We start from the raw sequence: 22,390 nt of genomic DNA on the forward strand, positions 1-22,390 counted from the left end.
GGCCGCTCAGGGCTCGGGCCAGAGGTCTTCGTCGTCCGCGGCGGTCTCACCCTGCGGTACGACGAGGATGGGTCGCCGCTGCCGATGCGCCAGCCGCGCCGCCACCGAGCCCGTGAAGAACTCGCGGATCGACTCGCCGATGCCGCGCCGGCGCGTACCGACCACGAGCAGCTTGGCGTCGAGCCGGTCGGCGAGGTGCTTGATCGCGAGCGCCGGATCTCCGACGAGCTGATGCACGGTCCACTCCACGGGGGACGACCGGAGCGCCTCCGCCGCGGCCGCTCGGATCTGCTCGAGCTGCGCCGCGCTCGACATCGCCCCGAGGTCGATGGGAGCCGTGTGGACGTAGCCGTCGGGGTCTTCGTAGGTCACGAACCGGGTGACGTCGACGTGCACGATGATGAGCCCGACGCCGAGCATCGACGCGTATCGGGCCGCTTCGACGACGACGCGGGGCGACTGCCCGGGGATGACTCCCGCGATGACGGGCGTCGACGGGAGGCGGCTCTCGTCGCCTGCGGAGTGCTGATCGGCCATGGTCGCCCCCTGTCTCAGCGGCGGCACCGGCGATGGCTCGGGGCCCCCGTGTTATTCTTGATGCTACTCTTCCCCGGCGCAGCGCCGGATCGTGAAATGCTCCGGGCACCGCTGAACAGCCCGTGACTCAGAAATGAGGGGGTCTCGCATGGGGCGTGGCCGTCAAAAGGCGAAGCACACCAAGATCGCGCGTGAGCTGAAGTACGACACCTACAATGTCAACTTCTCCTCGCTCGAGAAGGAGCTCGCTCATTCCGACGACGATCAGTACGTCGACAAGTGGGCTGACCAGTACTCTGACGAGTACGAGGACGAGAAGGCCTGACCGGGCTCATCACCATGCGCCGTGGCGCTGCTCCCACTCGTCCTCGATCGTGTGGGGACGCGTGACGACGATCCCCGCGGGGATCGCAGCGAGCATCAGCACACCGACCATGATGAGCGGGGCCGTCCAGTCGCCCGTCACTTCGTGCAGGAGCGCGAACGAGATGGGGAACACCGCGGCCACGGCATAGCCGATGCTCTGCGCGAATCCGCTCAGAGCGACAGTGCCCTCGTGCGTCCTCGTCTTGCGCTGGATGAACACCAGCGCAGCCGGGAACAGCATCTGCGGCGTGCCCAGCAGCACGACCCACAGCACGACCGCTGATCCCGGCGCGATGAGCAGCCCCGCGACGGCGACGAGCCCGGCCGACGCAGCGACGGCGTAGATCGGGCCGAGCCGCTGCCACCGCGTGATGACCAGCGGCACGAGGATCGACCACGGCAGCCCCATCGCACCGAACAGCGCGAGGAGCGACCCCGCGGCGGCGTGCGATACGCCCGCGAGGTCGACGAGGATGATCGGCAGCCACGCGAAAGACGCGTAGACGCTGGATGCCGACACCGCGAAGGTGACCGCGACGGCCCACGCCATCGGCAGGCGCACGAGCCGGCTGAGCACGTTCGGCGACGGAGTCGGGGCGATCACGGCATCCGCCGACGCTGCCGCGATGCGCGACCGGCGCAGCGTCACGAGCCAGGGGATCACCGCGAGCACGGCGAACACCGACCATAGCCCGAGGGAGAACCGCCAACCCGCCGTGTCGGCGATCGGTACCGCCACCAGCGGCGGCACGAAGGCCGCGACGGCGAGCATCGTCGAGTAGACCGCGGTCATCGTCCCGACCCGGTCGGGGAAGTACGTCTTGATCAGCGGCGGCAGCACGACGTTGCCGATGCTGATCGCGGCGAACAGCACGGTCGTGGCAATGAGCAGGATGCCGGCATCCGGCGCGAGCGCTCGACCCAGCAGCGCGGCCCCGGCGACGACCATCGCGGCGACCGCGAGGCGCTGTAGCCCGAACCGTCGCTCCAGGATCGGAGTGATGACGCCGAAGACCGCGAAGCACACCGGCGGCGCCGCGCCGATGAGGCCGGCCACCCACGACGGCACGCCGAGGTCCGCGTCGATCTCGGTGAGGATCGGCGACAGCGACGCGACGGCCGAACGCAGCGAGAAGGCGACGAGGATGACGCCGAGGAACGCGAGGACGCGTCCCCGCCAGAGCGAAGTCACGACTGCTGGGTGCCCTCGACCCAGCTCAGATACTCCTCGCTGACCGTTCCGGTGACGTAGCGCCCGTCGAAGCAGCTCATGTCGAGGTCGACGATGTCGGTGCCCTCGACGATCGCCGCTTTCAGGTCGTCGATCTCCTGATAGACGAGGTAGTCGCAGCCGAGCTCCTCGGCGATCTCGGGGATGGTCCGGTCGTGGGCGATGAGCTCGTGACGCGAGGGCATGTTGATGCCGTACACGTGCGGGTAACGCACCGGCGGCGCGGCCGACGCGAACGTGACGCTCTTGGCACCGGCATCCCGGGCCATCTGGATGATCTCCTTCGACGTCGTGCCGCGCACGATCGAGTCGTCGATGAGCAGGACGTTCTTGCCCTTGAACTCGCTCGACATCGCGTTGAGCTTCTGGCGCACGCTCTTCTTGCGCACGGCCTGGCCCGGCATGATGAACGTCCGGCCGACGTAGCGGTTCTTGTAGAAGCCCTCGCGGTACTCGATGCCGAGCTTGCGCGCGACCTGCATCGCCGCCGGACGCGATGAGTCGGGGATCGGCATGACGACGTCGATCGCACCCTGAGGGGTGTACTTGGCGATCGTGTCGGCGAGACGCTCGCCCATGCGCAGGCGAGCCTCGTAGACCGAGATGCCGTTCATGATCGAGTCGGGGCGGGCGAGGTAGACGTACTCGAACGAGCACGGCGCGAGCTGCGTCTGCTGCGCGCACTGACGCGTGTGCAGCGTGCCCTCGGCGTCGATGAACACCGCTTCGCCGGGCTCGACGTCGCGCACGACCTCGAAGCCGCCGTTCTCGAGCACGAGCGACTCCGATGCCACGGTCCACTCGTCGCGGCCGTTCTCGGCCCGGCGGGTGCCGAGGATGAGCGGACGGATGCCGAACGGATCGCGGAAGGCCAGCAGGCCGTGGCCGGCGATCAGGGCGATCGCGGCGTACGAGCCCTCGACACGCTCGTGAACGCGCTCGACAGCCTGGAAGACCTGGTCGGGGTCGAGGTCGAGGCCCGAGATGGTGGCCTGCAGCTCGTTGGCGAGCACGTTGACCAGAAGCTCGGTGTCGGAGCTGGTGTTGAGGTGACGGCGATCCTTGCGGAACAGCTCGTCGGTCAGCTCGCGGGTGTTGGTCAGGTTGCCGTTGTGCACCAGCACGATGCCGTACGGCGCGTTGACGTAGAAGGGCTGCGCCTCTTCTTCGCTCGACGCGGTGCCCTTGGTGGCGTAGCGGACGTGGCCGAGCCCGATGTTGCCGAGCAGCGACCGCATGTCACGCGTGCGGACCGCCTCGCGCACCTGCCCGTTGGCCTTGAAGATGTGGAAGACGCCGCTGTTCTCAGCGGTCGCGATGCCCGTCGAGTCCTGGCCGCGGTGCTGCAGCAGCAGCAGGGCGTCGTAGATCTCCTGGTTCGCCGGGGACTGCCCGACGATTCCGACGATTCCGCACATAGGGGGTCAGTTAACTCCTGCTTCGCGGTACCCGCCGACGAGGCGCACGGCCCCGCCGTCGACGCCCTTGGCGCCCTGCTCGTAGTCGCCCGCGGGACGCGGGCCCGTCGAGACGACACCGACCTGCCAGGTGTCGATGCCGTCCGCGCGAAGCGCCGCGATCGCGGCATCCGCTGCGGCCGGCGACACGACGGCGAAGAAGCCGATGCCGAGGTTCCAGGTGCCCTCGGTGCGCTCGAGCTCGAGGCCCCCGAGGTCGGCGAGCACGCGGAAGACCGGCGACGGCGACCAGGTCGCACGATCGACGTCGACCCAGGTGTCCTTCGGCAGGACGCGCGCGAGGTTCGCCGCGATACCGCCGCCCGTGACGTGGCTGAGGGAGTGGATGCCGTCGCCGAGGTCGGCGATCAGGCGCAGCAGCGGCGAGGTGTAGAGGCGCGTGGGCTCGAGCAGCTGCTCGCCCCAGGTGCGGCCGAAGTCCGCCGCCTGGTCGCCGTAGCCGATGCCCGCACCCGTGATGATGTGGCGGATCAGCGAGTAGCCGTTGGAATGCGGGCCGCTCGAAGCGAGCGCGAGCACGACGTCGCCGTCCCGTACCCGGTCGGCGCCCAGCACCTGCTCGGACTCCACGACACCCGTCGCCGCACCCGCGACGTCGTAGTCGTTCACGCCCAGAAGACCGGGGTGCTCGGCCGTCTCGCCGCCGACGAGCGCGGTGCCCGTCGCAGAGCAGCCGTCGGCGATGCCGCGGACGATGTCGGCGATGCGCTCGGGCACGACCTTGCCGCACGCGATGTAGTCGGTCATGAAGAGCGGCTTCGCGCCGACCACGACGATGTCGTCGACGACCATGCCGACCAGGTCCTGCCCGATCGTGTCGTGCTTGTCGATGGCCTGCGCGATCGCGACCTTCGTGCCGACGCCGTCGGTCGAGGTCGCCAGCAGCGGCTTCGTGTAGCCGAGCAGCGCGCTCGCATCGAAGAGGCCGGCGAAGCCGCCGACACCCCCGAGGACTTCGTCGCCGTGGGTTCGCCGGACCGCCGACTTCATCAGTTCGACGGCGAGGTCTCCCGCCGCGGTGTCGACGCCGGCTTGGGTATAGGGATCAGTGGGACTCGAGGCCACGGCATCCAGAGTACCGGCCCGTGGAGCGGCCGAGCGCCGGGCGTGTCTCGGCGGCCCGAATCGGTGGTGATTCCATCGCGACACGGACCGGGGTCAGATGCCCTGCCAGGCGGGCTTGTTCGCCCACGCGTGCCGGTAGTACGGCGTCTGGTTCAGGGCGCTTGCGGCGGCCTCGTCGACGACGACGGTGACATGCGGATGCAGCTGCACGGCCGAGCCGGGCGCCGAGGTGCTGACCGGGCCCTCGACGGCCGCGGCGACGGCATCCGCCTTGGCTTCGCCGAACGCCAGCAGCACGAGGTGGCGGGCGCGCAGGATGGTGCCGATGCCCTGGGTGATGCAGTGCATCGGCACATCGTCGGGCGAGTCGAAGAAGCGGGCGTTGTCGGCCCGCGTCTCCTCCGTGAGCGTCTTGACCCGCGTCAGCGAGGCGAGCGAGCTGCCCGGCTCGTTGAAGCCGATGTGCCCGGTGCGGCCGATGCCGAGGATCTGCAGGTCGACCCCACCGGCGGCGCGGATCGCGGCCTCGTACTGCTCCCCCGCGGTCTCGATTCCGTCGAGGTCGCCGTGCGGCACCTCGATGCGGGCCGGGTCGAACCCGACGGGCTCGACGACCTCGCGCTCGATGACGCTGCGGTAGCTCTCCGGGTGGCCGGCGGGCAGCCCGACGTACTCGTCGAGCGCGAAGCCGCGCACGCGCGACACGTCGATGTTCTCGCCGCGCACGCGCTCGGCGAGGTGCCGGTAGACCGCGAGCGGGGTCGACCCGGTCGCCAGTCCGAGCACGGCATCGGGGCGCCGCTGGATGAGGTCGACGATCGCGTCGCCGACGAGACGGCCCGCCTCCTGCTCGCTGGGGACGATGACGACTTCGGCCATGACTCTTCCTTCTTTCGGTTCGGTCGGGAGGGCGGATGCCGGGGCTCGGCTCAGGCGAGCCCGAGGGTCTCCGACAGCACGAGGGCTGCGGCTCCCCGCAGTCGGAGGTCGCCGTGGGTCTCGGCGAGGCGCACGGTCAGGTCGTCGAAGAGGATCGGCAGCACGCGAGCTGCGATGGCTTCGCTCGCGGCGTCGATGAGCGCCCCCTCGATCAGCTCGGCCGGTCCGCTCAGCACGACATCCGTCAGCCCGAGCGTCGCGACGAGCGGTGACAGCGCGATGCCGAGGCACCGCCCCGCCTCGCGGCGAACGTGCAGAGCGGCCTCGGCGTCGGGCGCCGCTGCGAGCCGAGCCTCGAGCTTCGGCACCGACAGCCAGGCCTCGAGGCATCCGGTGCGGCCGCACGCGCAGACGGGCCCCTCGCCCTCCGTCACGACGACGTGGCCGATCTCGCCCGCGGCCCAGTTGCGTCCGTGGACGACCGCGCCGTTCACGATCGCGGCGGCTCCGACGCCGGCGCCGACCCGAACGAGTAACAGGTCGTGGTCGACCTTGCCGAAGCTCAGCTCGCCCATGCCCGCGGCGTTGAGCCCGTTGGTGACCGAGACCGGCAGACCGGTGCGGTCGAACAGGATGCCGCGGAGCGCGACGTCGTGCCAGTCCAGATGCGACGACTCGCGGACGACGCCCGCGCCGTCGACGACGCCCGGTGTCGAGACGCCGATCCCGAGGATCGGGGCCTCGGCCGTGCGGACCAGCCGGTCGATGAGGTCACCGAGCACGGCGAGCGCCTCGGCGCCGGTCGACCCGCCGCGCTCGACGACCTCGCGCGCGATGACGGTTCCCCCGAGGTCGACGACGGCGCCCTCGATCGTGTCGCCGCTCGAGATCGACACGGCGACCACGTTGCGCGACGACCTCGCCAGCGCGAGGGCCCGGGAGGGCGCGCCGGGCCCCGACCGGTGTCCGCGGCCGCTCTCGACGACGAGCTGCTCGTCGACGAGCTCACCGACCAGATCGGAGATCGTCACGCGCGAGAGTCCGGTCGCACGCGCGATGTCGGCGCGCGACAGCCCTTCCTCGCGGTGGAGCGCCTGCAGGACGAGGCGACGGTTGTTGCTGCGCGCGTCCTCGGGACGGATGCGGCGGCCGCGCGCCCTCGGCGAAGCAGCGCCTTCCGCTGACGTCGTAGTCATACGTTCCCCGATCGAGTACAGTTCCCGAGAAATAATTCGGAAACGTTCTTAACCAATACTGCCAGAACCCCGTTCCCCCGCGCACATCGGAGTGACCCGTGAAATTCTTCCAACGACTCGGCCGGTCGATCATGCTGCCGGTCGCCGTGCTACCCGTCGCCGCCATCCTCGTCGGGATCAGCTACTGGATCGCCTCTGCCGCAGGCCCCAACATCATCGCGACGTTCCTCGCCGCCGCAGGCGGTGCACTGATCGACAACATGGCCCTGCTGTTCGCGATCGGCATCTCGATCGGCATGGCCAACAAGTCTGACGGGACCTCAGCGCTGGCCGGGCTCGTGTCGTGGCTCACGATCACGACCCTCCTGAGCCCCGCAACCGTCGCCGGCTTCCTCGGCATCGAGGATGTCGCCGAGGTCGACCCCGCCTTCGGCAAGGTGCAGAACGTCTTCATCGGCATCATCTGCGGCCTCATCGGCGCCTGGGCCTACAACCGGTTCAAGGACGTCAGGCTACCGGACGCGCTGTCCTTCTTCTCGGGCAAGCGCTCCGTGGCGATCGTCACGGCCGGGATCTCGCTCGTCGTCGCCGCGGTGCTGTTCTTCGTCTGGCCCATCGTCTACGCGGGCCTGGTCATCTTCGGCGAGTGGATCTCGACCCTCGGCCCCGTCGGCGCAGGGCTCTACGGCTTCTTCAACCGCCTCCTGATCCCACTCGGGCTGCACCACGCTCTGAACTCGGTCTTCTGGTTCGACGTCGCCGGCATCAACGACCTCAACAACTTCCTCGCCGGCTCCAACGGCGAAGGCGTCTTCGGGGTGACGGGTCAGTACATGACCGGTTTCTTCCCGATCATGATGTTCGGCCTGCCCGGCGCCGCCCTGGCGATGTACGTCACCGCCAAGACCAAGCGCAAGAAGATGGTGTCGGGCATCCTCCTCTCGGCCGCCGTCGCCTCGTTCTTCGTCGGCGTCACCGAACCGCTCGAGTTCACCTTCATGTTCCTCGCGCCGTGGCTGTACCTCGTCCACGCCGTCTTCACGGGCATCTCGGTCTTCATCGCCGCGCTGCTCCCGACCCGCATGGGCTTCGGTTTCTCGGCGGGCTTCATCGACCTGGTGCTCGGCTGGATGAACCCGCTGGCTCAGAACCCCTGGATGATCCCGATCATGGGCGTGTTCTGGTTCGCGGTCTACTTCGTGGTGTTCCGGTTCCTCATCCTGAAGTTCCGACTGAAGACGCCGGGCCGTGAAGACGACGACGAGCTCGCAGCCGACATCGGCCCGGCGATCAACCGCGACGCGGGCTACGGCCCCACCGCGGAGAAGATGATCGCGGGCCTCGGCGGCAAGGACAACATCGTTCAGCTCGACAACTGCGCCACCCGCCTGCGGCTCGAGGTCGCCGACACGTCGCGTGTCGACAGCGACGCGCTCAAGCGCGCCGGCGCGGCGGGCACCATGGTCTCCGGGCCCAAGTCGGTGCAGGTGGTCTACGGGCTCAACGTGCAGTTCGTGAAGGACGCGATGGACGACGTGCTCGCGGGCCGCGAGGTCGAGCCGCCCGCGGCATCGTCGGCACCGCAGGGTGCGGGCACGGTGACGACCACCGCCCCCGCCGTGGTGCGGCTGCGTCAGCCCATCGCCGGCACGGTCGTGCCGCTCGCGCAGGTTCCCGACCCGATGTTCTCGCAGGGGACGATGGGTCCCGGCCTCGCGATCGACCCGTACGGAGACACGGTCGTCGCGCCCGCGGACGGCACCGTGACCACGGTGTTCCCGACCGGTCACGCCGTGGGCATGACCCTCGACGACGGCACCGAGCTGCTGATCCACGTGGGCATCGACACCGTCGACCTCAAGGGCCGCGGGTTCCAGGCGCTCGTCCAGCAGGGTGAGGGCGTGCAGGCGGGGCATCCGTTGCTCCGCATCGACACGGGCGTCATCCGCGGCGCGGGCTACTCCCCCATCACGCCGGTCATCGTGCTGAACAACGAACACGCCTCGATCGAGTTCGAGTGACGCCTCGGCCGGTGCCGAGCGCGATCGTCTCGGCACCGGCCGCACCCCACCACCCCCGCTCTAAACTGGCGCCATGAGCGCGGCGAAGACTCCCGAGTGGGTGGTGCGGGAGGATGCCGCGCCCTCGGTCGTCGTCGCGCTGTACCTGCGCCAGGTGCTCGGCATCCGCACTCCGGACGAGCTGCCTCACCTGCGTGGGATAGAGCCGACATTCGTCGAGCGCGACCCCGAGACGCAGGCGGAGCTCGAACGGCAGTGGCGCGCGTACTGGGAGATGACGGTCGAGCCGCTCGCGCATCCCTCCCCCGTGCCGCTCGATCTCGTCGACGGCTTCGACACTCTCGTCGCGTTGCCCACCGAGGGGTTCGAGCGGCTCGAGCGCGAGATCCGCCCGCACGCGGCCGAAGCGGTGGCTTTCGCGCGTGACGTGCACGCCCGGTACACCTCGCGCTCGTCGGGCGCCGGCGCCGTCGCCTACCGCGCGTATGCCGGGGCGCTCGCGCAGCACGAGCGCCGCATCGGGCGGCGGGCGCACTCGTTCGAGCTGAACGTGCAGGTGCTGCCGCTGAGTCAGCGCGGCGTGTGGTGGATCGGCGCGCTCACGATCGCCGTCACCGACGGACTGCGCAGCGACGTCGTGGCCTTCGACGCAGCGATCGCACCGATCATCGCCGAGATCGCCTGACCCGCGAGAACCGGGCCCGCGTCAGGCGTCGTCGACGGCGCGCACGCGCTCGTGGAGGATGCGGACCTCGCGCGTGCGGCGACGTGCGGCGCGGTCGAGCACGAGGGCGATGACGCCCGCGATCGCCATGCAGACCGGGATGGCGCCGAGCGCGATGAACCCGAACACCTGACCCGCAGAGTACTGCAGGCCGGTGTTGGTGCTGACTCCCTCATCCGGGATGCCGAACGTCAGGGCCAGCGCGACGATGATGCCCGCCGCGGCTCCGAGCAGGAGGAACACGCTGTACTTGGGCACGCGACGCACGCGCGCCGACTCGACCCGTTCGGTGATCTCCTCAGCCATGACTCCATTGTCGCACCGCCCGAGCAATGCCCGGGCGGTGCGACGAGAGGGCTCAGCGAGTCGTCAGAGCGCGCTGCGGCGACGACGCGTGAACGACACGGCGAGCGCGCCGATCAGCAGCATCCCGGCACCCAGCCACAGGGTGTCGACGGGAGCCTGTCCACCGGTCGCGGCGAGGGTCGCGTCGGTCGAGGCGTCGCACGGCACCTCGGCGCCGAGCGGGAACGTGATGCTCACGGGATCGAGCGCCTCGCCGGCCGAGTAGAAGCCGGCGAAGGCCTCGGCGCCCGCTGCCGTCAGCGTGGCCGATGCACCCGTCCAGCTGATCCGATTCGCCGTCGTCGTGGCGGCGGGCAGCGAGAGCGTCGCGAAGACGACGCCGTTCGCGTTCACGTCGGGCGAGCCGTTGTACCCCTTGGACTGCACGTTCACGATCAGCGAAGCGGTGTTCGCGCCGGTGATCTGCACGCGCGGGTTCGACAGGGTCATGTCGAGCAGACCGCTGTGGCCGGTGTAGTGCACCGAGCCGCCGAAGCTGACGCGGCCGCGGTCGTTCTCGGGGCTGTACGCTCCCGAACCGCTGCCCCAGCCGCCGGAGATCTCTCCCTTGGCGATCGGGCCCGTGATGTACGAGCGGTACGACTCCTTCACACCCCACTCGATCGTCGCTCCCGAGACCGACCGGGCGACGCACGACGGTGCGGCCGGCGACTCGACGGCTGCGGCGACAGCGGCAGGGGTGACCCGGAAGGGGGCGGATGCCGCGACGACGCCGCCGACGCTGAGCTCGAGCGTGTGGTCGCCCGTCGCGAACCCGGCGGGAACCGCCCACGAGAACGACACGCGTCCGCCGGCATCCGCCGTCGCCGTGCCGATGGTGACCGGCTCGGAGTGCGCCACGGCCGTCACGACGTCGCCGGGCGCGAAGCCGCCGCCGGTGAACGCGAGCACGCCACCCTGGGCGACCGTCGCCGAGCCTGCGAACGCGACGAACGGAGCCGTCGGCTGAGCGACGGTGACGTCGGCGAAGGCGTCGAGCGTCCGGTCGGTGATCGACAGCGCGTGCGCCGCGGAGGTGGCGACGTGGTAGCTCTTCGTCGGGTCGAGCGAGCCGGCGGGGACGGTCAGGTCGACGGTGAACGCGCCGCCGATGATCGAGCCCGGGCGCACCCAGGCAAGCTGCACCCAGCCCTCGGCGGGCAGCGGGCCGGCGCCGGCCCAGAGCGACTTCTCGCCGAAGACGACGTACGCACCGTTCACGGCGCTGTCGCCGACGAAACCGGTGCCCGAGACCGTGAGCGTGTTGGCCACGGCCGGGTCGAGGTCGGCGTTCGGTGTCACCGTGATCCTCGGGCTCTTCGTCGGCTCGGGCTGCGGCGCGACCGCGGCCCACGTCACAGGCACGAAGAGCTCGTTGTCGGGCTGCAGGCCCTGCGACGCCTTGTTGCCGAAGGTGAAGACACCGAGGCGGTAGTCGTCGCCGGGGCGCTTCTCGTTCGCGGACTTCTCATCGACCTGGACTGTCCACGTGAAGTCGACCGTGCCGTCGGCGTTCTCGGTCCACGGGAGGTTGGCGTCGCCGGTCGGCTCGCCCGAGACGCGGACGTACGAGACCGAGGGGCGAGCGGAGTTCGCGGCGCCCTCGGAGGGCTTCCAGGTCTCGGCGACCCAGCCGAAGCGCAGCGCGAAGCCGGCGCCGACCTCGCTCTGGCGGTAGTTGCGTCCCTCGACGGTGAGCGTGGCACCGCTCGGGTCGACATCCGTGTTCGGGGTGACCGTGAGCGTCGGCGCGGGGAGCGGCTCGGTCGGCGTCGTGGCCGCGAACGACACCACGGCCTTCGCGTCCTGCGTGCGGTTGGTCATGCCGGTGTGATCGGCGATCGTGTAGACCGCCGTCGTCTCGCCCTTCGGCGCGACCGTCAGCGTGGTCTCGAACGAACCGTCCTCCGCGAACTTCACCATCGTCGCCGTGGTGGGGTTCGACGTGACGAGCTTCGCGCCTCTCGTGCATCCCGCCGCGATGAAGGCGAAGTCGACCTCAGCGAGCGGGCGGTCGGTGCACGTCGTGAGGTAGATCGGCTGAGCCGGGTCGTAGCCCGTGCCCGTGACGGTGATCTCCTCGCCCGCGGGGTCGAGCCCCGTCGACTTCGAGAGCGTGAGCGTGGGCACCCGCGCCGGAGTCTCGGGCTCGCTCGCCTTCGCGGTGACCGTGTAGCTCAGCGCCGGTGCGGTCGAGGCGGAATAGGCCGTGGCGTCGGCCGGGGTGAACGCGGCCGCGATGCTGTGCGCGCCGACGGCGAGCGACGAGGTGACGATGCTCGCGACGCCCCCGTCGACCGGCGCCGAGCCGAGCGACGCGTCGCCGGCCGTGAACGAGACCGCCCCGGATGCCGCCGGCGAGACCGTCGCCGTCAGGGTGACGTCGGCGCCCTCGACGGCCGTTCCATCGGGTGAGGCCGACAGGGTCGTCGTGGTCGACTCGGCGACGACCGGGAAGAGCGCGGCCCAGTCGATCGAGACGTCGGCGCGGGCGAGGAGGTTCGCCTCGGTGGGGAACGAACGAGACGGCCACGAGATGACCTCGTAGGCCTTCGTGCGATCGAGCTCGCTCGCGATCTGCTCGAGGCTTCCGGTGATCTCGCCCGCGGTGGAGACGTCGAGCGAGGCGTTGGGCGTGGTCGCCTGGTCGACCGTCAGGTCGCCCTTCTCGACGAGGGCGACGTAGGCGTGCCGGCTCGGCTGACCCGGGTACTGGGGAGCGACCTCGAAGCCGGTGCCGGTGATGGCGACCGTGATCTTCTCGTTCGCGACGACGGTGGTCGACGTCGTCAGGGTGGGGCCGGCGGCCGTTGCCGGCGCGGCGACGCCGACGACGGCGGCCATGGCGACGAGCGCGCCGGTCAGCACGCTCGCGAGCGGACGCTGCAGCGCCGCCCTCCTGGTTCTCAGCATGGGAACCCTCCGAATCTCGATGCAGGTGAAGCTCGCGCGTCGGGCACGCGACGATAGTTAGCTTAGCCTTACCTAATCGAAGTTTGTGAAGTCCCTGACAGTCATCGCTCGGCGTGACGGCGCGGCAGGATGACCGGACGGCCGGTGTCGGGGTCGTCGAGCACGCGGACCGGGGTGCCGTAGACGGCCTCGACCCGGTCCGCGGCCAACACGTCGCGCGGGTTCCCCCGAGCGACGAGCCGGCCGCCGTCGATCATCGCGACCTCGTCGGCGTATGCCGCGGCGAGCGACAGGTCGTGCAGCACCACGACCACCGCGCGCCCATCCCGCGCGAGCCGCCGCGCGACGCGGAGGACCTCTTCCTGGTGCCGGAGGTCGAGGGCTGCGGTCGGCTCATCGAGCAGCACGACGGGGGTGTCCTGCGCGAGTACTCGAGCCAGCGAGACACGCGCCTTCTCGCCACCCGAGAGCGACGGGTAGGCGCGATGGAGCAGGTGTGCGACATCCGCTCGCTCGACGGCTTCGGCGATACGAGCGTCGTCGAGGCGGGCGCGCTCGGTTCCGATCCAAGGAGTGCGCCCCATCGCGACCACCTGGCCCGCGGTGAACGAGAAGGTGACCTGGTTCGACTGCAGCAGCACCGACCGTCGCCGCGACAGCTCGCGGGCCGACCACTCGCCCACCGGACGCCCGTCGAGATGCACCGCGCCCGAGGTGGGCGCGCGGTCGCCTGTCAGCAGGGAGAGCAGGCTCGACTTTCCGGCGCCGTTGGGCCCGACGAGAGCGAGCAGCCGGCCGTAGCCGACATCCGTCGCCACGTCGTCGAGGATCGTCGCCTCACCCGACCGCAAGCTCGCGTGCCGCACCTCGACGGCCACGCCCGTCACGACCAGCCCCCGGCGGTGCGGCGGGTGCGGCGGATGAGCCAGAAGAAGAACGGTCCGCCCACGAGCGACGTGAGGATGCCGATCGGCAGGTCTGCCGCGACGACGATGGTCCGCGCGAGGAGATCGGCGTAGACGAGCACGACGCCGCCGCCGAGCGCCGAGAGGGCGATGAGCCCCCGGTGCGCGGGCCCGACCAGCATGCGGATGATGTGGGGCACGACGAGGCCGACGAACGCGATGATGCCGACGAACGCGACGGCGACGCCGGTCAGCAGGGCGACGAGGACGATCGACCCGACCCGCAGCGCCTCGACGCGCACACCGAGGTGGGCGGCGGTGCGATCGCCGAGCGCCAGAAGGTCGTAGCGGCGCGCGAGAGCGAGGGATGCCGCGGTGCCGAGCGCTCCGACGAGGGCGACGACCGCGACCTCCGTCCAGCGCGAGCCGTTCATCGAGCCCAGCTGCCAGAACACGATCTGCTCGCGCGACGCCGTGTCTCCCGCGAACATCAGGAGCGCCAGCGCGGCCCCCGCGAACGCATTGACGGCGATGCCCGTCAGGATGAGCGTGATCGACTCGGTCCGGCCCTGCGCGCGGGCAGCGGCATACACGACCAAGGTCGCGACGAGACCGCCCGCGAAGGCGCAGACCGCGATCGACCACGGACCGAGGAACGAGAAGCCGAGCGTGATCGCTGCGGCAGCGCCGACGGCCGCGCCCGACGAGACGCCGACGACGCCCGGCTCGGCGAGCGGGTTCGCGAAGATCGCCTGCATGACGGCACCGGCGACCGCGAGCAGCGCACCGACCAGAAGCGACATCGCGACGCGCGGGAAACGGATCTGCCACAGCGTCTGCTCGATGAGCGGCTCGGTCGGCGCCCACGAGCCGGGCATGCCGAGGGCGCGGAGGACGGAGCCCACGACCTCGGCGGGACCGACCGGCAGCTGACCGAGCCCGGCCGAGAGCACGACGCCCACGACGAGCAGCACCGCGCTCACGATCGCGACGAGAACTCCGCGGCGCCCAGCGGCACGCCCGCTCACGACGCGGGATCGGGCGCGTAGACAGCGCGTGCCAGCGCGTCGAGCACCCCCGCGCTGCGCGGCCCGAACGACAGGATCTGTCCGTCCGCCATGTCGACGAAGCGGCGATGCTGGCCGGCTGCGGTCAGCGCGATCGCGGGCTTGTCGGAGAGCAGACCGTCGACGCCGCCGACCGATTCGAGCCCGGCGGTCATCACGAGGATGAGGTCGGGGTCGGCGGCGACCATGGCTTCGTCGGTGAGCGGCTGCATGCCGTTCCAGCCGAGCTCGCCGGCGACGTCGACGCCGCCGAGCGCGGCGATGAGCTGGTCGGCGCCCGATTCGGAGCCGAAGAGGTAGTACACCCCCGCCGTGCCGCGCAGGTAGAGGAAGACCATGCGCAGCCGGTCCGCCGCGGCCGCCGGCGCAAGCGCGGCGATCTGGGCACGCGTCTGGTCGACCTCGCTCGCGATGCGCTGGGCGAGCTGCTCGCCCGCGTCGGGTACGCCGAGCACCTCGCCCACCGTCCGCGCGAGATCGGCGGCACCGTCGAACGAGGCGGAGCGCTCGACGAAGATCACCGTGATGCCGACATCCCGCAGTTGCTGCACGACGTCGACCGGTCCGATGCTGCCGTCGGTGATGACGAGGGTGGGGGCGAGGCCGATGATCGACTCGGCGTTGACCGTGTGTCCGCTGCCCGTGACGACCGGCAGGTCCGCCGCGCCGGGGAACGTCGTCGAGACGTCGCGGCCGACGAGCTCGCCGCCGAGGCCCAGGCCCCAGACGGTCGCGGCCAGCGAACCGGAGAGGTCCATCGCGATGATGCGCGAGGTGTCCGTCACCGTCACCTCGACGTCGCCGGTGAGATCGTGCGAGCTCACGGTGACGGGCAGGCTCTGGGTGGGATCCGTCACGACCGGCTCGACCGCGGCGTCGGCGAGGACGGCGGTCGAGGGGCCCTCGAGCGAGCGCGGGTCGGTCACCGGCGCCAGTTCGCTCAGCGGGGGTCGGTCGATCACGACCTGGCCCGCCGCCTCGCCGTGAGACGTCGCAGCCGGAGCGCAGGCGCTGAGCGACAGGGCAGCAGCGGCGAGCGCCGCGACGAGGAGTCGCCGCATCTTCACGCGGCCGGCCCTTCGTCGGCGTGATCGGCGGGCCCACCGCCGGCACGCACCTTCCGCTGCTTGCGGCGCGAGGCGACGATCGCTGCGGTCGACCCGCCGATCGTCGCGACGAGCGCACCGCCGATAGCGGCGGAGAGCGCGACCGGGAGCGCGGCGCTCGATCCGCTCTCGTCATCGCCCGCCTGCGCGGCATCCGCGGCGGGTGATGCATCGACGACGGGCGATGGGTCTGCCGTCGGGGTGGCAGCCGCGCACACACCGCTCGCGGTGAACGACAGGGGGTCGAAGGCGGTGCCGGTCTCGTAGTTGCCGAAGGCGGCGAACCCCTCCTCGGTGATCGCGGTGGCGGCATCCGCGGCGGCGAGAGTGAGGACTTCTCCCGAGACCGTGTTCTCCAGACCCGCCAGGTCGACGGTCACGAACGGCACCTGGGGTGTCGTGACGACGGTGTCGTCGCCGGCGAGCGCGCTCTCCATCGAGACTCCGGCGAGGTCGACGAGAACACGCCCCGCCGCCGGCGCGATCTCGAGCGTGACGTTCTGCACCGTCGAGTCGAGCAGGCCGCCGTGCCCGGTGAACCGGATGCCGCCGGGGAAGGCGATCGAGCCGGTACCGGTCGCGGGGTCGTAGCTGCCCGTGCCACCGGTCCAGGTGAACGCGGGCGTCTCGTAACCCACGCCGCCGAACGGCTCCCACGCACCCTTCGCGATGGAGCCGGAGATGTACGAGCGGAACGACTCCTTGAAGCCCCACGTGATGGTCGCGTCGGTGATGTCGCAGACGGGCGGCGAGGTCGCGGCGGTCCGCTGCTCGACGGGCGCGGCGTCGCCGATCGCGAGGGCGGGGCTCGCGACACCGAGGACGATCGACGCAGCGGCGAGCACCCCGAGGGGCGCGCGGGACAGAAGGGAAGAGCGCACAGCAGACTCCAGAGATAAGGTCAGGCTTGCCTAACCTTATCGGAGCCGGTGTCAGGGTCTCAGTGGCAGCAGCGCCCCGAGATCGGCGCGGGTGCCCGACGCGCGCAGCCGGCCCGCGGCGGCGGCATCCGCCCAGGCGAGGTCGCCGAGGGCGAGGGCGATCCAGGTCACGGCATCCGTCTCGACGACGTTCGGCGGGGTGCCGCGCGTGTGCCGCGGCCCCTCGACGACCTGGACGGCACCGAACGGCGGCACGCGCATCTCGACCGAGTTGCCGGGCGCCTTCTCGACGAGCAGCTGCAACAGGTAGCGCACGGCGGTCGCCAGGTCGGTTCGAGCGGGCTTCTCGCCGGACGCATCGGCGGCGGCGACGGCGGCGAGCGCGGCGCGGCCATCGGCGGTGAGGATGCTGCGGGCCATGGGTTCCACGCTAGCCCGGTCGGTAGGCTGGCCGGGTGAAGATCCTGGTCCTCGGCTCGGGCGCGCGCGAGCACGCCATCATCCTCGCTCTCGCCGCGGAAGGCGCAGGTCACGACCTGCTCGCGGCCCCCGGCAACGCCGGCATCGCCCGCGATGCCGAGATCGTGCCGGGCCTCGACCAGAACGACCCGGTCGCCGTGACGGAGTTCGCCGGCAGCGCCAACGTCGATCTCGTCATCGTCGGGCCGGAGGCCCCGCTCATCGCCGGTGTCGCCGATGCGCTGCGCGAGCGCGGCATCCCCGTCTTCGGCCCCGGCAAGGTCGCCGCGCAGCTCGAAGGGTCGAAGGCGTTCGCCAAGCGCGTCATGGACGAGGCCGGCGTGCCCACCGGGCGCGCCGTGCGGGCGCGGAGCCGTGCCGAGGTCGAGACGGCGCTCGACGAGCTCGGCGCTCCCCACGTGGTCAAAGCCGACGGCCTCGCCGCCGGCAAGGGCGTCATCGTCACCGACGACCGTGAGGCGGCGCTCGCCCACGCCGACACCTACCTCTCGAGCGGCCCGGTGCTGATCGAGGAGTTCCTCGCCGGCCCCGAGGTGTCGCTCTTCTTCGTCTCGGACGGCGACACCGTCCGAGCCCTGAGCCCGGCGCAGGACTACAAGCGCGCCTACGACGGCGACGCCGGCCCGAACACCGGGGGCATGGGCGCCTACTCGCCGCTCCCCTGGCTCGCCGAGCGGTTCGGCAGCGAGGCCGGATTCGTCGCCGAGGTCACGCGCGACGTGGCCGAGCCCGTCATCCGCCACCTCGACGCCGAGGGCACACCGTTCATCGGCCTGCTCTACGCGGGCCTCATCCTCACCGAGTCGGGCATCAAGGTGATCGAGTTCAACGCGCGGTTCGGCGACCCCGAGACGCAGGTGGTGCTCGCGCGGCTGACCTCGCCGCTCTCGGAGCTGCTGATGGCCGCGGCGAGCGGGCGACTGGAGTCCGAGCCCGATCCGACGTTCTCGGACGATGCCGCCGTCACCGTCGTGCTCGCGAGCGAGGGCTACCCCGACAACCCGGTGACCGGCCGGGCGCTGACGGGGCTCGACGCCGCGGCATCCGTCGAAAGCGTGCACCTCGCGCACGCTGCGACCGCCGAGTCGGTCGACGGGCTCGTCGCCACGGGTGGACGCGTGCTCAACGTCGTCGCACGCGGCGCCGACTTCACCGAGGCTCGCGACCGCGCCTACCGCGCCCTCGCGGAGATCAGCCTCGAAGGCTCGCACCACCGCACCGACATCGCCGCCCGCGTCGCGGACTGAATCCACGGCACGGGCGGCCCGACGGAGCGCGACGGGGTCAGCGCTTGGCGAGGTGCGCGGGGCGCTTGAGGAAGATCACGACGATCACGGCGACCCCGATGACGATCGCCGGCAGGATCATGGCCTGCGCCATCGCGGCGGAGAAGCCCTCGGCGATCGCGGGAGGCATCGCGCCGCCGCCACCGCCGAAGTCGCCGCTCGCGGCATCCCCGGCACCCGGCAGGTTCGCCGTCAGCCGCGACTGCATGTAGGCCGCGATGGCCGCCGAGCCGATCACCGAGCCGACCGTTCGGGTCGTGTTGTAGATGCCCGAGCCGGCCCCCGCCTGACGCGGCGGCAGGTTGCGGGTCGCGGTCGTGGCGAGCGGCCCCCACATGCCGGCGTTGGCGACACCGATGATCGCGGCAGGGATGAGCAGCAGCAGCACCGGGGCCTCGGTGTTCATGAGCAGCGCGTAGCCGACGAGACCCACGACCATCAGCGTCAGGCCGGGGACGAGCAGCAGGCGCGGGTCGACCCGGTCGAGGATGCGGCCGGCCAACGGTGCGAGCGCACCCGACAGCACCGCCATCGGGACGAGCAGCAGCGCCGACTGCGTCGGCGTGAGGCCCCGCGCGAGCTGCGTGAAGAACGCCATCGGCAGCGCCATGCTCGTCACCGTGAAGCCCACCGCGGCGATCGCGAGGTTCGAGATCGCGAAGTTGCGGTCGCGGAAGAGCTCGAGCGGAACGAGGGGCTCGCTCTTGGTCCGGCCCTGTGTCCAGACGAACACCGCCATCACGACGACACCCGCGGCGATCATCGCCCAGATGCCGGCGGCCCACTCGTAGTGCTCGCCCTCCTGCAGACCGAAGACGATGAGGAAGAGCCCGATCGCGCTGAGCACGACCCCCACGACGTCGAAGCGGTGCGGGTGGGTCTCGAGCTGCGGCACCAGGCGCCACGCCAGCACGAACGCCACGACGCCGACGGGGATGTTGACGAAGAAGATCCACTCCCACCCGAAGCCGTCGACGAGCAGGCCGCCCGCGAGCGGTCCGACGAGCGTCGCGACACCGGCGGTCGCACCCCACAGCCCCATGGCCGCGCCGCGGCGCTCGGCGGGGAAGGTGCGGGTGATGACGGCCATCGTCTGCGGGGTCATGAGAGCGGCGCCGAGACCCTGCACGGCTCGCGCGATCACGAGCACGGCGAGCGAGCCCGAGAGCCCGCAGGCGAGCGAGGCGATCGTGAAGATCGCGAGCCCGATCAGGTAGATGTTCTTCGGTCCGAACCGGTCGCCCAGGCGGCCGGTGACCAGCAGCGGCACGGCGTACGCGAGCAGGTACGACGAGGTGACCCACACGACGTTGTCGAGGTTGCCGGTCGACGGGTCGAGCGCGGCCTTGATCGCGGGGTTCGCGACCGAGACGATCGTCGTGTCGACGAGGATCATGAAGAATCCGATGACCATCGCCCACAGGGCGGGCCACGGGTTGACGGCGGGTGCGGCGCCTTCGGGGGCGCGGACGGTGCTGGTTCTCTCGCTCATGCGCGGGCGGCTTCTCTCTGTGCCAGGTAGCGGTCGGTCGGGGCGAGGTCGGTGACCCCCCACACGGTGTCGGGACGACGGATGTACTCGACCGCTTCGTCGAGCCAGGCGACATCCGCCGACAGCAGAGCCGTCTCGCGGTGCACCTCGATCCAGAACTGGGGATACGAGCCGCGCTCGATCGCGTGATCGCGCGCCTGACGGTGCGCACCGAGGGATGCCGCCAGGGCGTCCCGCCGCTCGCTGAGAAGCGCGACGACTTCGCCACGGTCGAGGTTGTGCGACTCGGCCAGCGCGACGCGGAATCGGTCGGGGCGGTCGATGGCGGGGAGCTCGCGCCGCACCCACGCGATCATCATGTCGGCGCCGGCCTCCGTGAGCGTGTAGGTCGTCCGTTCCGGACGGTTGCCGTCACGGTCGGTGCCGACCTCGGCGATGAGCCCCTGCCGCTCGAGGCGAGCGACCGTGTGATAGATCGTGCCGTGGGTCAGGGCGACGAGCCGGTCGGCCTTGCGCTCGCGCAGCAGACGGACCATCTCGTAGGCGTGCATGTCGTCCTCGTGCAGCAGCGCCAGCAGCATCAGCCCCAGCGGGGTGAGTCGGTCGACGGCATCCGGCATGGCACCCCCCTCTCGATTAGTCCATGTGGACTATACGCCCTTTTTCACGGGAGCGACGGCGGGCTCCCGGACGGGCCCCCACGATGCTCGTGAGGCGTGGACCGCGGCCTATCGAGCAACGCGCTAGTCCGATCGACGCCGATTGCAGCCCGCTGCATTGTGACGAAAGGGGATCGGATGCCAATATGAGAGCCGTCTCATATTGCGCAGAGACATTCGGGGGAGAAATGACTTCAGAAGACACGTCGCACTCGCGCGCCACTACGCCGCCGCCACCACCGCCACCACCGCCGGGACCGGCAACCCTCGCGGCCCCGCCGGCACCTAACATGCACGCAACATCGGCCCAGTCGCCGCCCCGAGAGAGCTACCCCGCCGCGCCATCCGCTATGACCGTGCACGGACCGGGCTCGGCACAGCCCGCCCTGAGCGACAAGTCATTCATCGCGACCTGGCTTTTCGCTCTGTTCCTCGGAGTCCTGGGAGTTGATCGGTTCTACCTCGGAAAAATCGGAACCGGCATCATCAAGCTCCTGACTTTCGGCGGGCTCGGGATCTGGGCGTTGGTCGACCTCATCATCACGCTGACGCAAAATGCCAAGGACGCCCGAGGCCTCGCGGTTCGAGGCGAAGGCAAGCAGCCGATGATCGCTTGGATCGTCACCGGTATCGTCGTGCTCGTCGCGCTCGTCGCCAACATCGGCAACGCCGCGAACAGCGTGTCGGACCGCGTCTCGGCTCCTGCCGTAGCCGCGCCCATCGACGACCAGACTGCGACCGAGCCCGCCGACGACGCGGCGGCGGCACCGGTCGACGACCGCGCCACCGTGCCGACCGTCGTCGGTTCAACTGTGGCCGAGGCGCGGGTCGCGCTGCAAGCCGATGGCTTCGTCCTCGTCGCCCCCGAAGGAACCGGGGACGACTGGCTCGTCACCTCTCAGAACGTCAGCGAAGGCACCAAGGCCGACGACGGAGCAGAGATCACGATCGTCGCTGAGGCCCCCGCGCCCGTGTTCTCGCTGGGGCAGCGCAACGCGGTCGACAAAGCCGCGAGCTACCTGTCCCTCATGGGCTTTTCGCGCACGGGGTTGATCACGCAGCTCGAGTTCGAGGGGTTCACCAACGAGGACGCCACGTTCGGCGCCGACAACGCGGGCGCGGACTGGAACGCCGAAGCTGCTGAGAAGGCCGCGAGCTACCTCGACCTCATGGCGTTCTCACGCCAAGGTCTCTACGACCAGCTCGCGTTCGAAGGGTTCACCTCCGAACAGATCGAATTCGGGCTGGCAGCCATCGGCTACTGAACGGCGGGGGCAGACGACTCGTCCGCCCCCGCACCACCTGCACCTTCGTCTCGCTATCACGGAAGAATGCCCTCATGGAACCCGCCGCAATGCTCACGTGGACGCTGCAACAAGAGATCGCCGTTCCCGCCGACGTACTGCCCCTTCTCACCCAAGGCGAAGAAGCCCTCGCGTCATTCAAGACGTTCCGTGATTCCGCGACCTTCACCACGAAAAGACTGATCGTTCGTGACGCACAGGGCATCACAGGCAAGAAGGTCGAGATCTACTCCCTGCCCTACAGCGCGATCAACATGTGGTCATCCGAGAACGCGGGGACCCTCGACTGGAACTCCGAGATCGAGTTGTGGACGCGAGCCGGACACATCAAGGTGAAGCTTTCGAAGGGAGCCGATGTCCGACGCATCGACAGCCTGATTGCGTGGGCCGTCCTGCACGCACATTGACCGCGACTGCCGTGATGCTCGCCGCCCGGCTCAACTCGTCGCCGCGCT

21 protein-coding genes are annotated in these 22,390 nt (G+C 70.5%); 6 read left to right on the forward strand and 15 right to left on the reverse strand.

All coding sequences use genetic code 11. The features are described 5' to 3' along the window. Positions 1–6: 6 nt before the first annotated feature. Entirely contained in the window at positions 7–537 is a 531-nt protein-coding gene (locus CBF90_RS00630) for a universal stress protein (RefSeq protein WP_088379650.1), read from the reverse strand. A 148-nt stretch (positions 538–685) separates the two neighbouring features. On the opposite strand from CBF90_RS00630, the gene CBF90_RS00635 reads away from it, so the two are divergent. Next, complete coding sequence (locus CBF90_RS00635; protein WP_023953093.1) at positions 686–862, forward strand: DUF3073 family protein; 177 nt, start codon at positions 686–688, stop codon at positions 860–862. A 9-nt stretch (positions 863–871) separates the two neighbouring features. On the opposite strand, the gene CBF90_RS00640 is transcribed toward CBF90_RS00635, so the two are convergent. From CBF90_RS00640 to CBF90_RS00660, 5 genes are all read right to left on the reverse strand, one after another. Further along, the gene (locus CBF90_RS00640; protein ID WP_023953095.1) at positions 872–2,095 is read right to left on the reverse strand and encodes a CynX/NimT family MFS transporter; all 1,224 of its coding nucleotides are present in this window, start codon (positions 2,093–2,095) and stop codon (positions 872–874) included. After that, positions 2,092–3,552 carry an amidophosphoribosyltransferase gene (purF, locus tag CBF90_RS00645; RefSeq protein WP_023953097.1) on the reverse strand — a complete coding sequence of 487 codons (1,461 nt, stop codon included), beginning with the start codon at positions 3,550–3,552 and terminating at the stop codon, positions 2,092–2,094. Before purF ends, CBF90_RS00640 begins: the two co-directional genes overlap by 4 nt. Before the next feature lie 6 nt (positions 3,553–3,558). Further along, positions 3,559–4,677 carry a phosphoribosylformylglycinamidine cyclo-ligase gene (gene purM, locus CBF90_RS00650; protein WP_088379651.1) on the reverse strand — a complete coding sequence of 373 codons (1,119 nt, stop codon included), beginning with the start codon at positions 4,675–4,677 and terminating at the stop codon, positions 3,559–3,561. 93 nt (positions 4,678–4,770) lie between these two features. Beyond that, positions 4,771–5,556: a glucosamine-6-phosphate deaminase gene (gene nagB, locus CBF90_RS00655; RefSeq protein WP_088379652.1), complete on the reverse strand. Its 786-nt coding sequence runs from the start codon at positions 5,554–5,556 to the stop codon at positions 4,771–4,773. A gap of 50 nt (positions 5,557–5,606) precedes the next feature. Then, positions 5,607–6,752 carry an ROK family transcriptional regulator gene (locus CBF90_RS00660; RefSeq protein WP_071918724.1) on the reverse strand — a complete coding sequence of 382 codons (1,146 nt, stop codon included), beginning with the start codon at positions 6,750–6,752 and terminating at the stop codon, positions 5,607–5,609. Between the two features lie 98 nt (positions 6,753–6,850). Between CBF90_RS00660 and nagE the strand changes: the two genes are divergently transcribed. Both nagE and CBF90_RS00670 read left to right on the forward strand, forming a co-directional pair. Continuing rightward, entirely contained in the window at positions 6,851–8,773 is a 1,923-nt protein-coding gene (nagE, locus tag CBF90_RS00665; RefSeq protein ID WP_088379653.1) for an N-acetylglucosamine-specific PTS transporter subunit IIBC, read from the forward strand. A gap of 73 nt (positions 8,774–8,846) precedes the next feature. Continuing rightward, positions 8,847–9,458, forward strand: a complete 612-nt coding sequence (locus CBF90_RS00670; protein WP_088379654.1) for a zinc-binding alcohol dehydrogenase — start codon at positions 8,847–8,849, stop codon at positions 9,456–9,458. Between the two features lie 21 nt (positions 9,459–9,479). Here CBF90_RS00670 and CBF90_RS00675 read toward each other — a convergent pair whose 3' ends face one another. The 7 genes from CBF90_RS00675 to CBF90_RS00700 all read right to left on the reverse strand — a co-directional run bounded on the left by CBF90_RS00675 (position 9,480) and on the right by CBF90_RS00700 (position 17,134). Beyond that, positions 9,480–9,803, reverse strand: a complete 324-nt coding sequence (locus CBF90_RS00675) for a hypothetical protein (RefSeq protein WP_023953106.1) — start codon at positions 9,801–9,803, stop codon at positions 9,480–9,482. A 63-nt stretch (positions 9,804–9,866) separates the two neighbouring features. Continuing rightward, positions 9,867–12,755, reverse strand: coding sequence for an HtaA domain-containing protein (locus CBF90_RS00680; protein WP_088379655.1), 2,889 nt, complete (start codon positions 12,753–12,755; stop codon positions 9,867–9,869). Between the two features lie 101 nt (positions 12,756–12,856). Then, positions 12,857–13,642, reverse strand: a complete 786-nt coding sequence (locus tag CBF90_RS00685; RefSeq protein WP_172407761.1) for a heme ABC transporter ATP-binding protein — start codon at positions 13,640–13,642, stop codon at positions 12,857–12,859. After that, the gene (locus CBF90_RS18715; protein WP_036304714.1) at positions 13,639–14,688 is read right to left on the reverse strand and encodes an iron ABC transporter permease; all 1,050 of its coding nucleotides are present in this window, start codon (positions 14,686–14,688) and stop codon (positions 13,639–13,641) included. Before CBF90_RS18715 ends, CBF90_RS00685 begins: the two co-directional genes overlap by 4 nt. Beyond that, positions 14,685–15,788: a hemin ABC transporter substrate-binding protein gene (locus CBF90_RS18720; protein ID WP_242435570.1), complete on the reverse strand. Its 1,104-nt coding sequence runs from the start codon at positions 15,786–15,788 to the stop codon at positions 14,685–14,687. Before CBF90_RS18720 ends, CBF90_RS18715 begins: the two co-directional genes overlap by 4 nt. Positions 15,789–15,790: 2 nt before the next feature. Continuing rightward, positions 15,791–16,714 (reverse strand): HtaA domain-containing protein, encoded by a 924-nt coding sequence (locus CBF90_RS18725; RefSeq protein ID WP_242435546.1) that lies wholly within the window; start codon positions 16,712–16,714, stop codon positions 15,791–15,793. 51 nt (positions 16,715–16,765) lie between these two features. Continuing rightward, positions 16,766–17,134, reverse strand: a complete 369-nt coding sequence (locus CBF90_RS00700) for a sterol carrier family protein (protein WP_088379657.1) — start codon at positions 17,132–17,134, stop codon at positions 16,766–16,768. A gap of 35 nt (positions 17,135–17,169) precedes the next feature. On the opposite strand from CBF90_RS00700, the gene purD reads away from it, so the two are divergent. Continuing rightward, positions 17,170–18,441: a phosphoribosylamine--glycine ligase gene (gene purD, locus CBF90_RS00705; protein WP_088379658.1), complete on the forward strand. Its 1,272-nt coding sequence runs from the start codon at positions 17,170–17,172 to the stop codon at positions 18,439–18,441. A 37-nt stretch (positions 18,442–18,478) separates the two neighbouring features. On the opposite strand, the gene CBF90_RS00710 is transcribed toward purD, so the two are convergent. Then, complete coding sequence (locus CBF90_RS00710) at positions 18,479–19,972, reverse strand: DHA2 family efflux MFS transporter permease subunit (RefSeq protein ID WP_088379659.1); 1,494 nt, start codon at positions 19,970–19,972, stop codon at positions 18,479–18,481. Then, positions 19,969–20,592, reverse strand: a complete 624-nt coding sequence (locus tag CBF90_RS00715; RefSeq protein ID WP_064955179.1) for a PadR family transcriptional regulator — start codon at positions 20,590–20,592, stop codon at positions 19,969–19,971. Before CBF90_RS00715 ends, CBF90_RS00710 begins: the two co-directional genes overlap by 4 nt. A 389-nt stretch (positions 20,593–20,981) precedes the next feature. Here CBF90_RS00715 and CBF90_RS00720 point away from each other — a divergent pair, with 389 nt between their 5' ends. Together CBF90_RS00720 and CBF90_RS00725 are read left to right on the forward strand one after the other, a co-directional pair. Further along, positions 20,982–21,896, forward strand: coding sequence for an Ltp family lipoprotein (locus CBF90_RS00720; RefSeq protein WP_242435547.1), 915 nt, complete (start codon positions 20,982–20,984; stop codon positions 21,894–21,896). Positions 21,897–21,970: 74 nt separating this feature from the next. After that, positions 21,971–22,342: a PH domain-containing protein gene (locus CBF90_RS00725; RefSeq protein WP_088379661.1), complete on the forward strand. Its 372-nt coding sequence runs from the start codon at positions 21,971–21,973 to the stop codon at positions 22,340–22,342. Positions 22,343–22,390: the final 48 nt, after the last annotated feature.

The organism is Microbacterium sp. AISO3, assembly GCF_002204305.1.
GTDB lineage: Bacteria > Actinomycetota > Actinomycetes > Actinomycetales > Microbacteriaceae > Microbacterium > Microbacterium arborescens.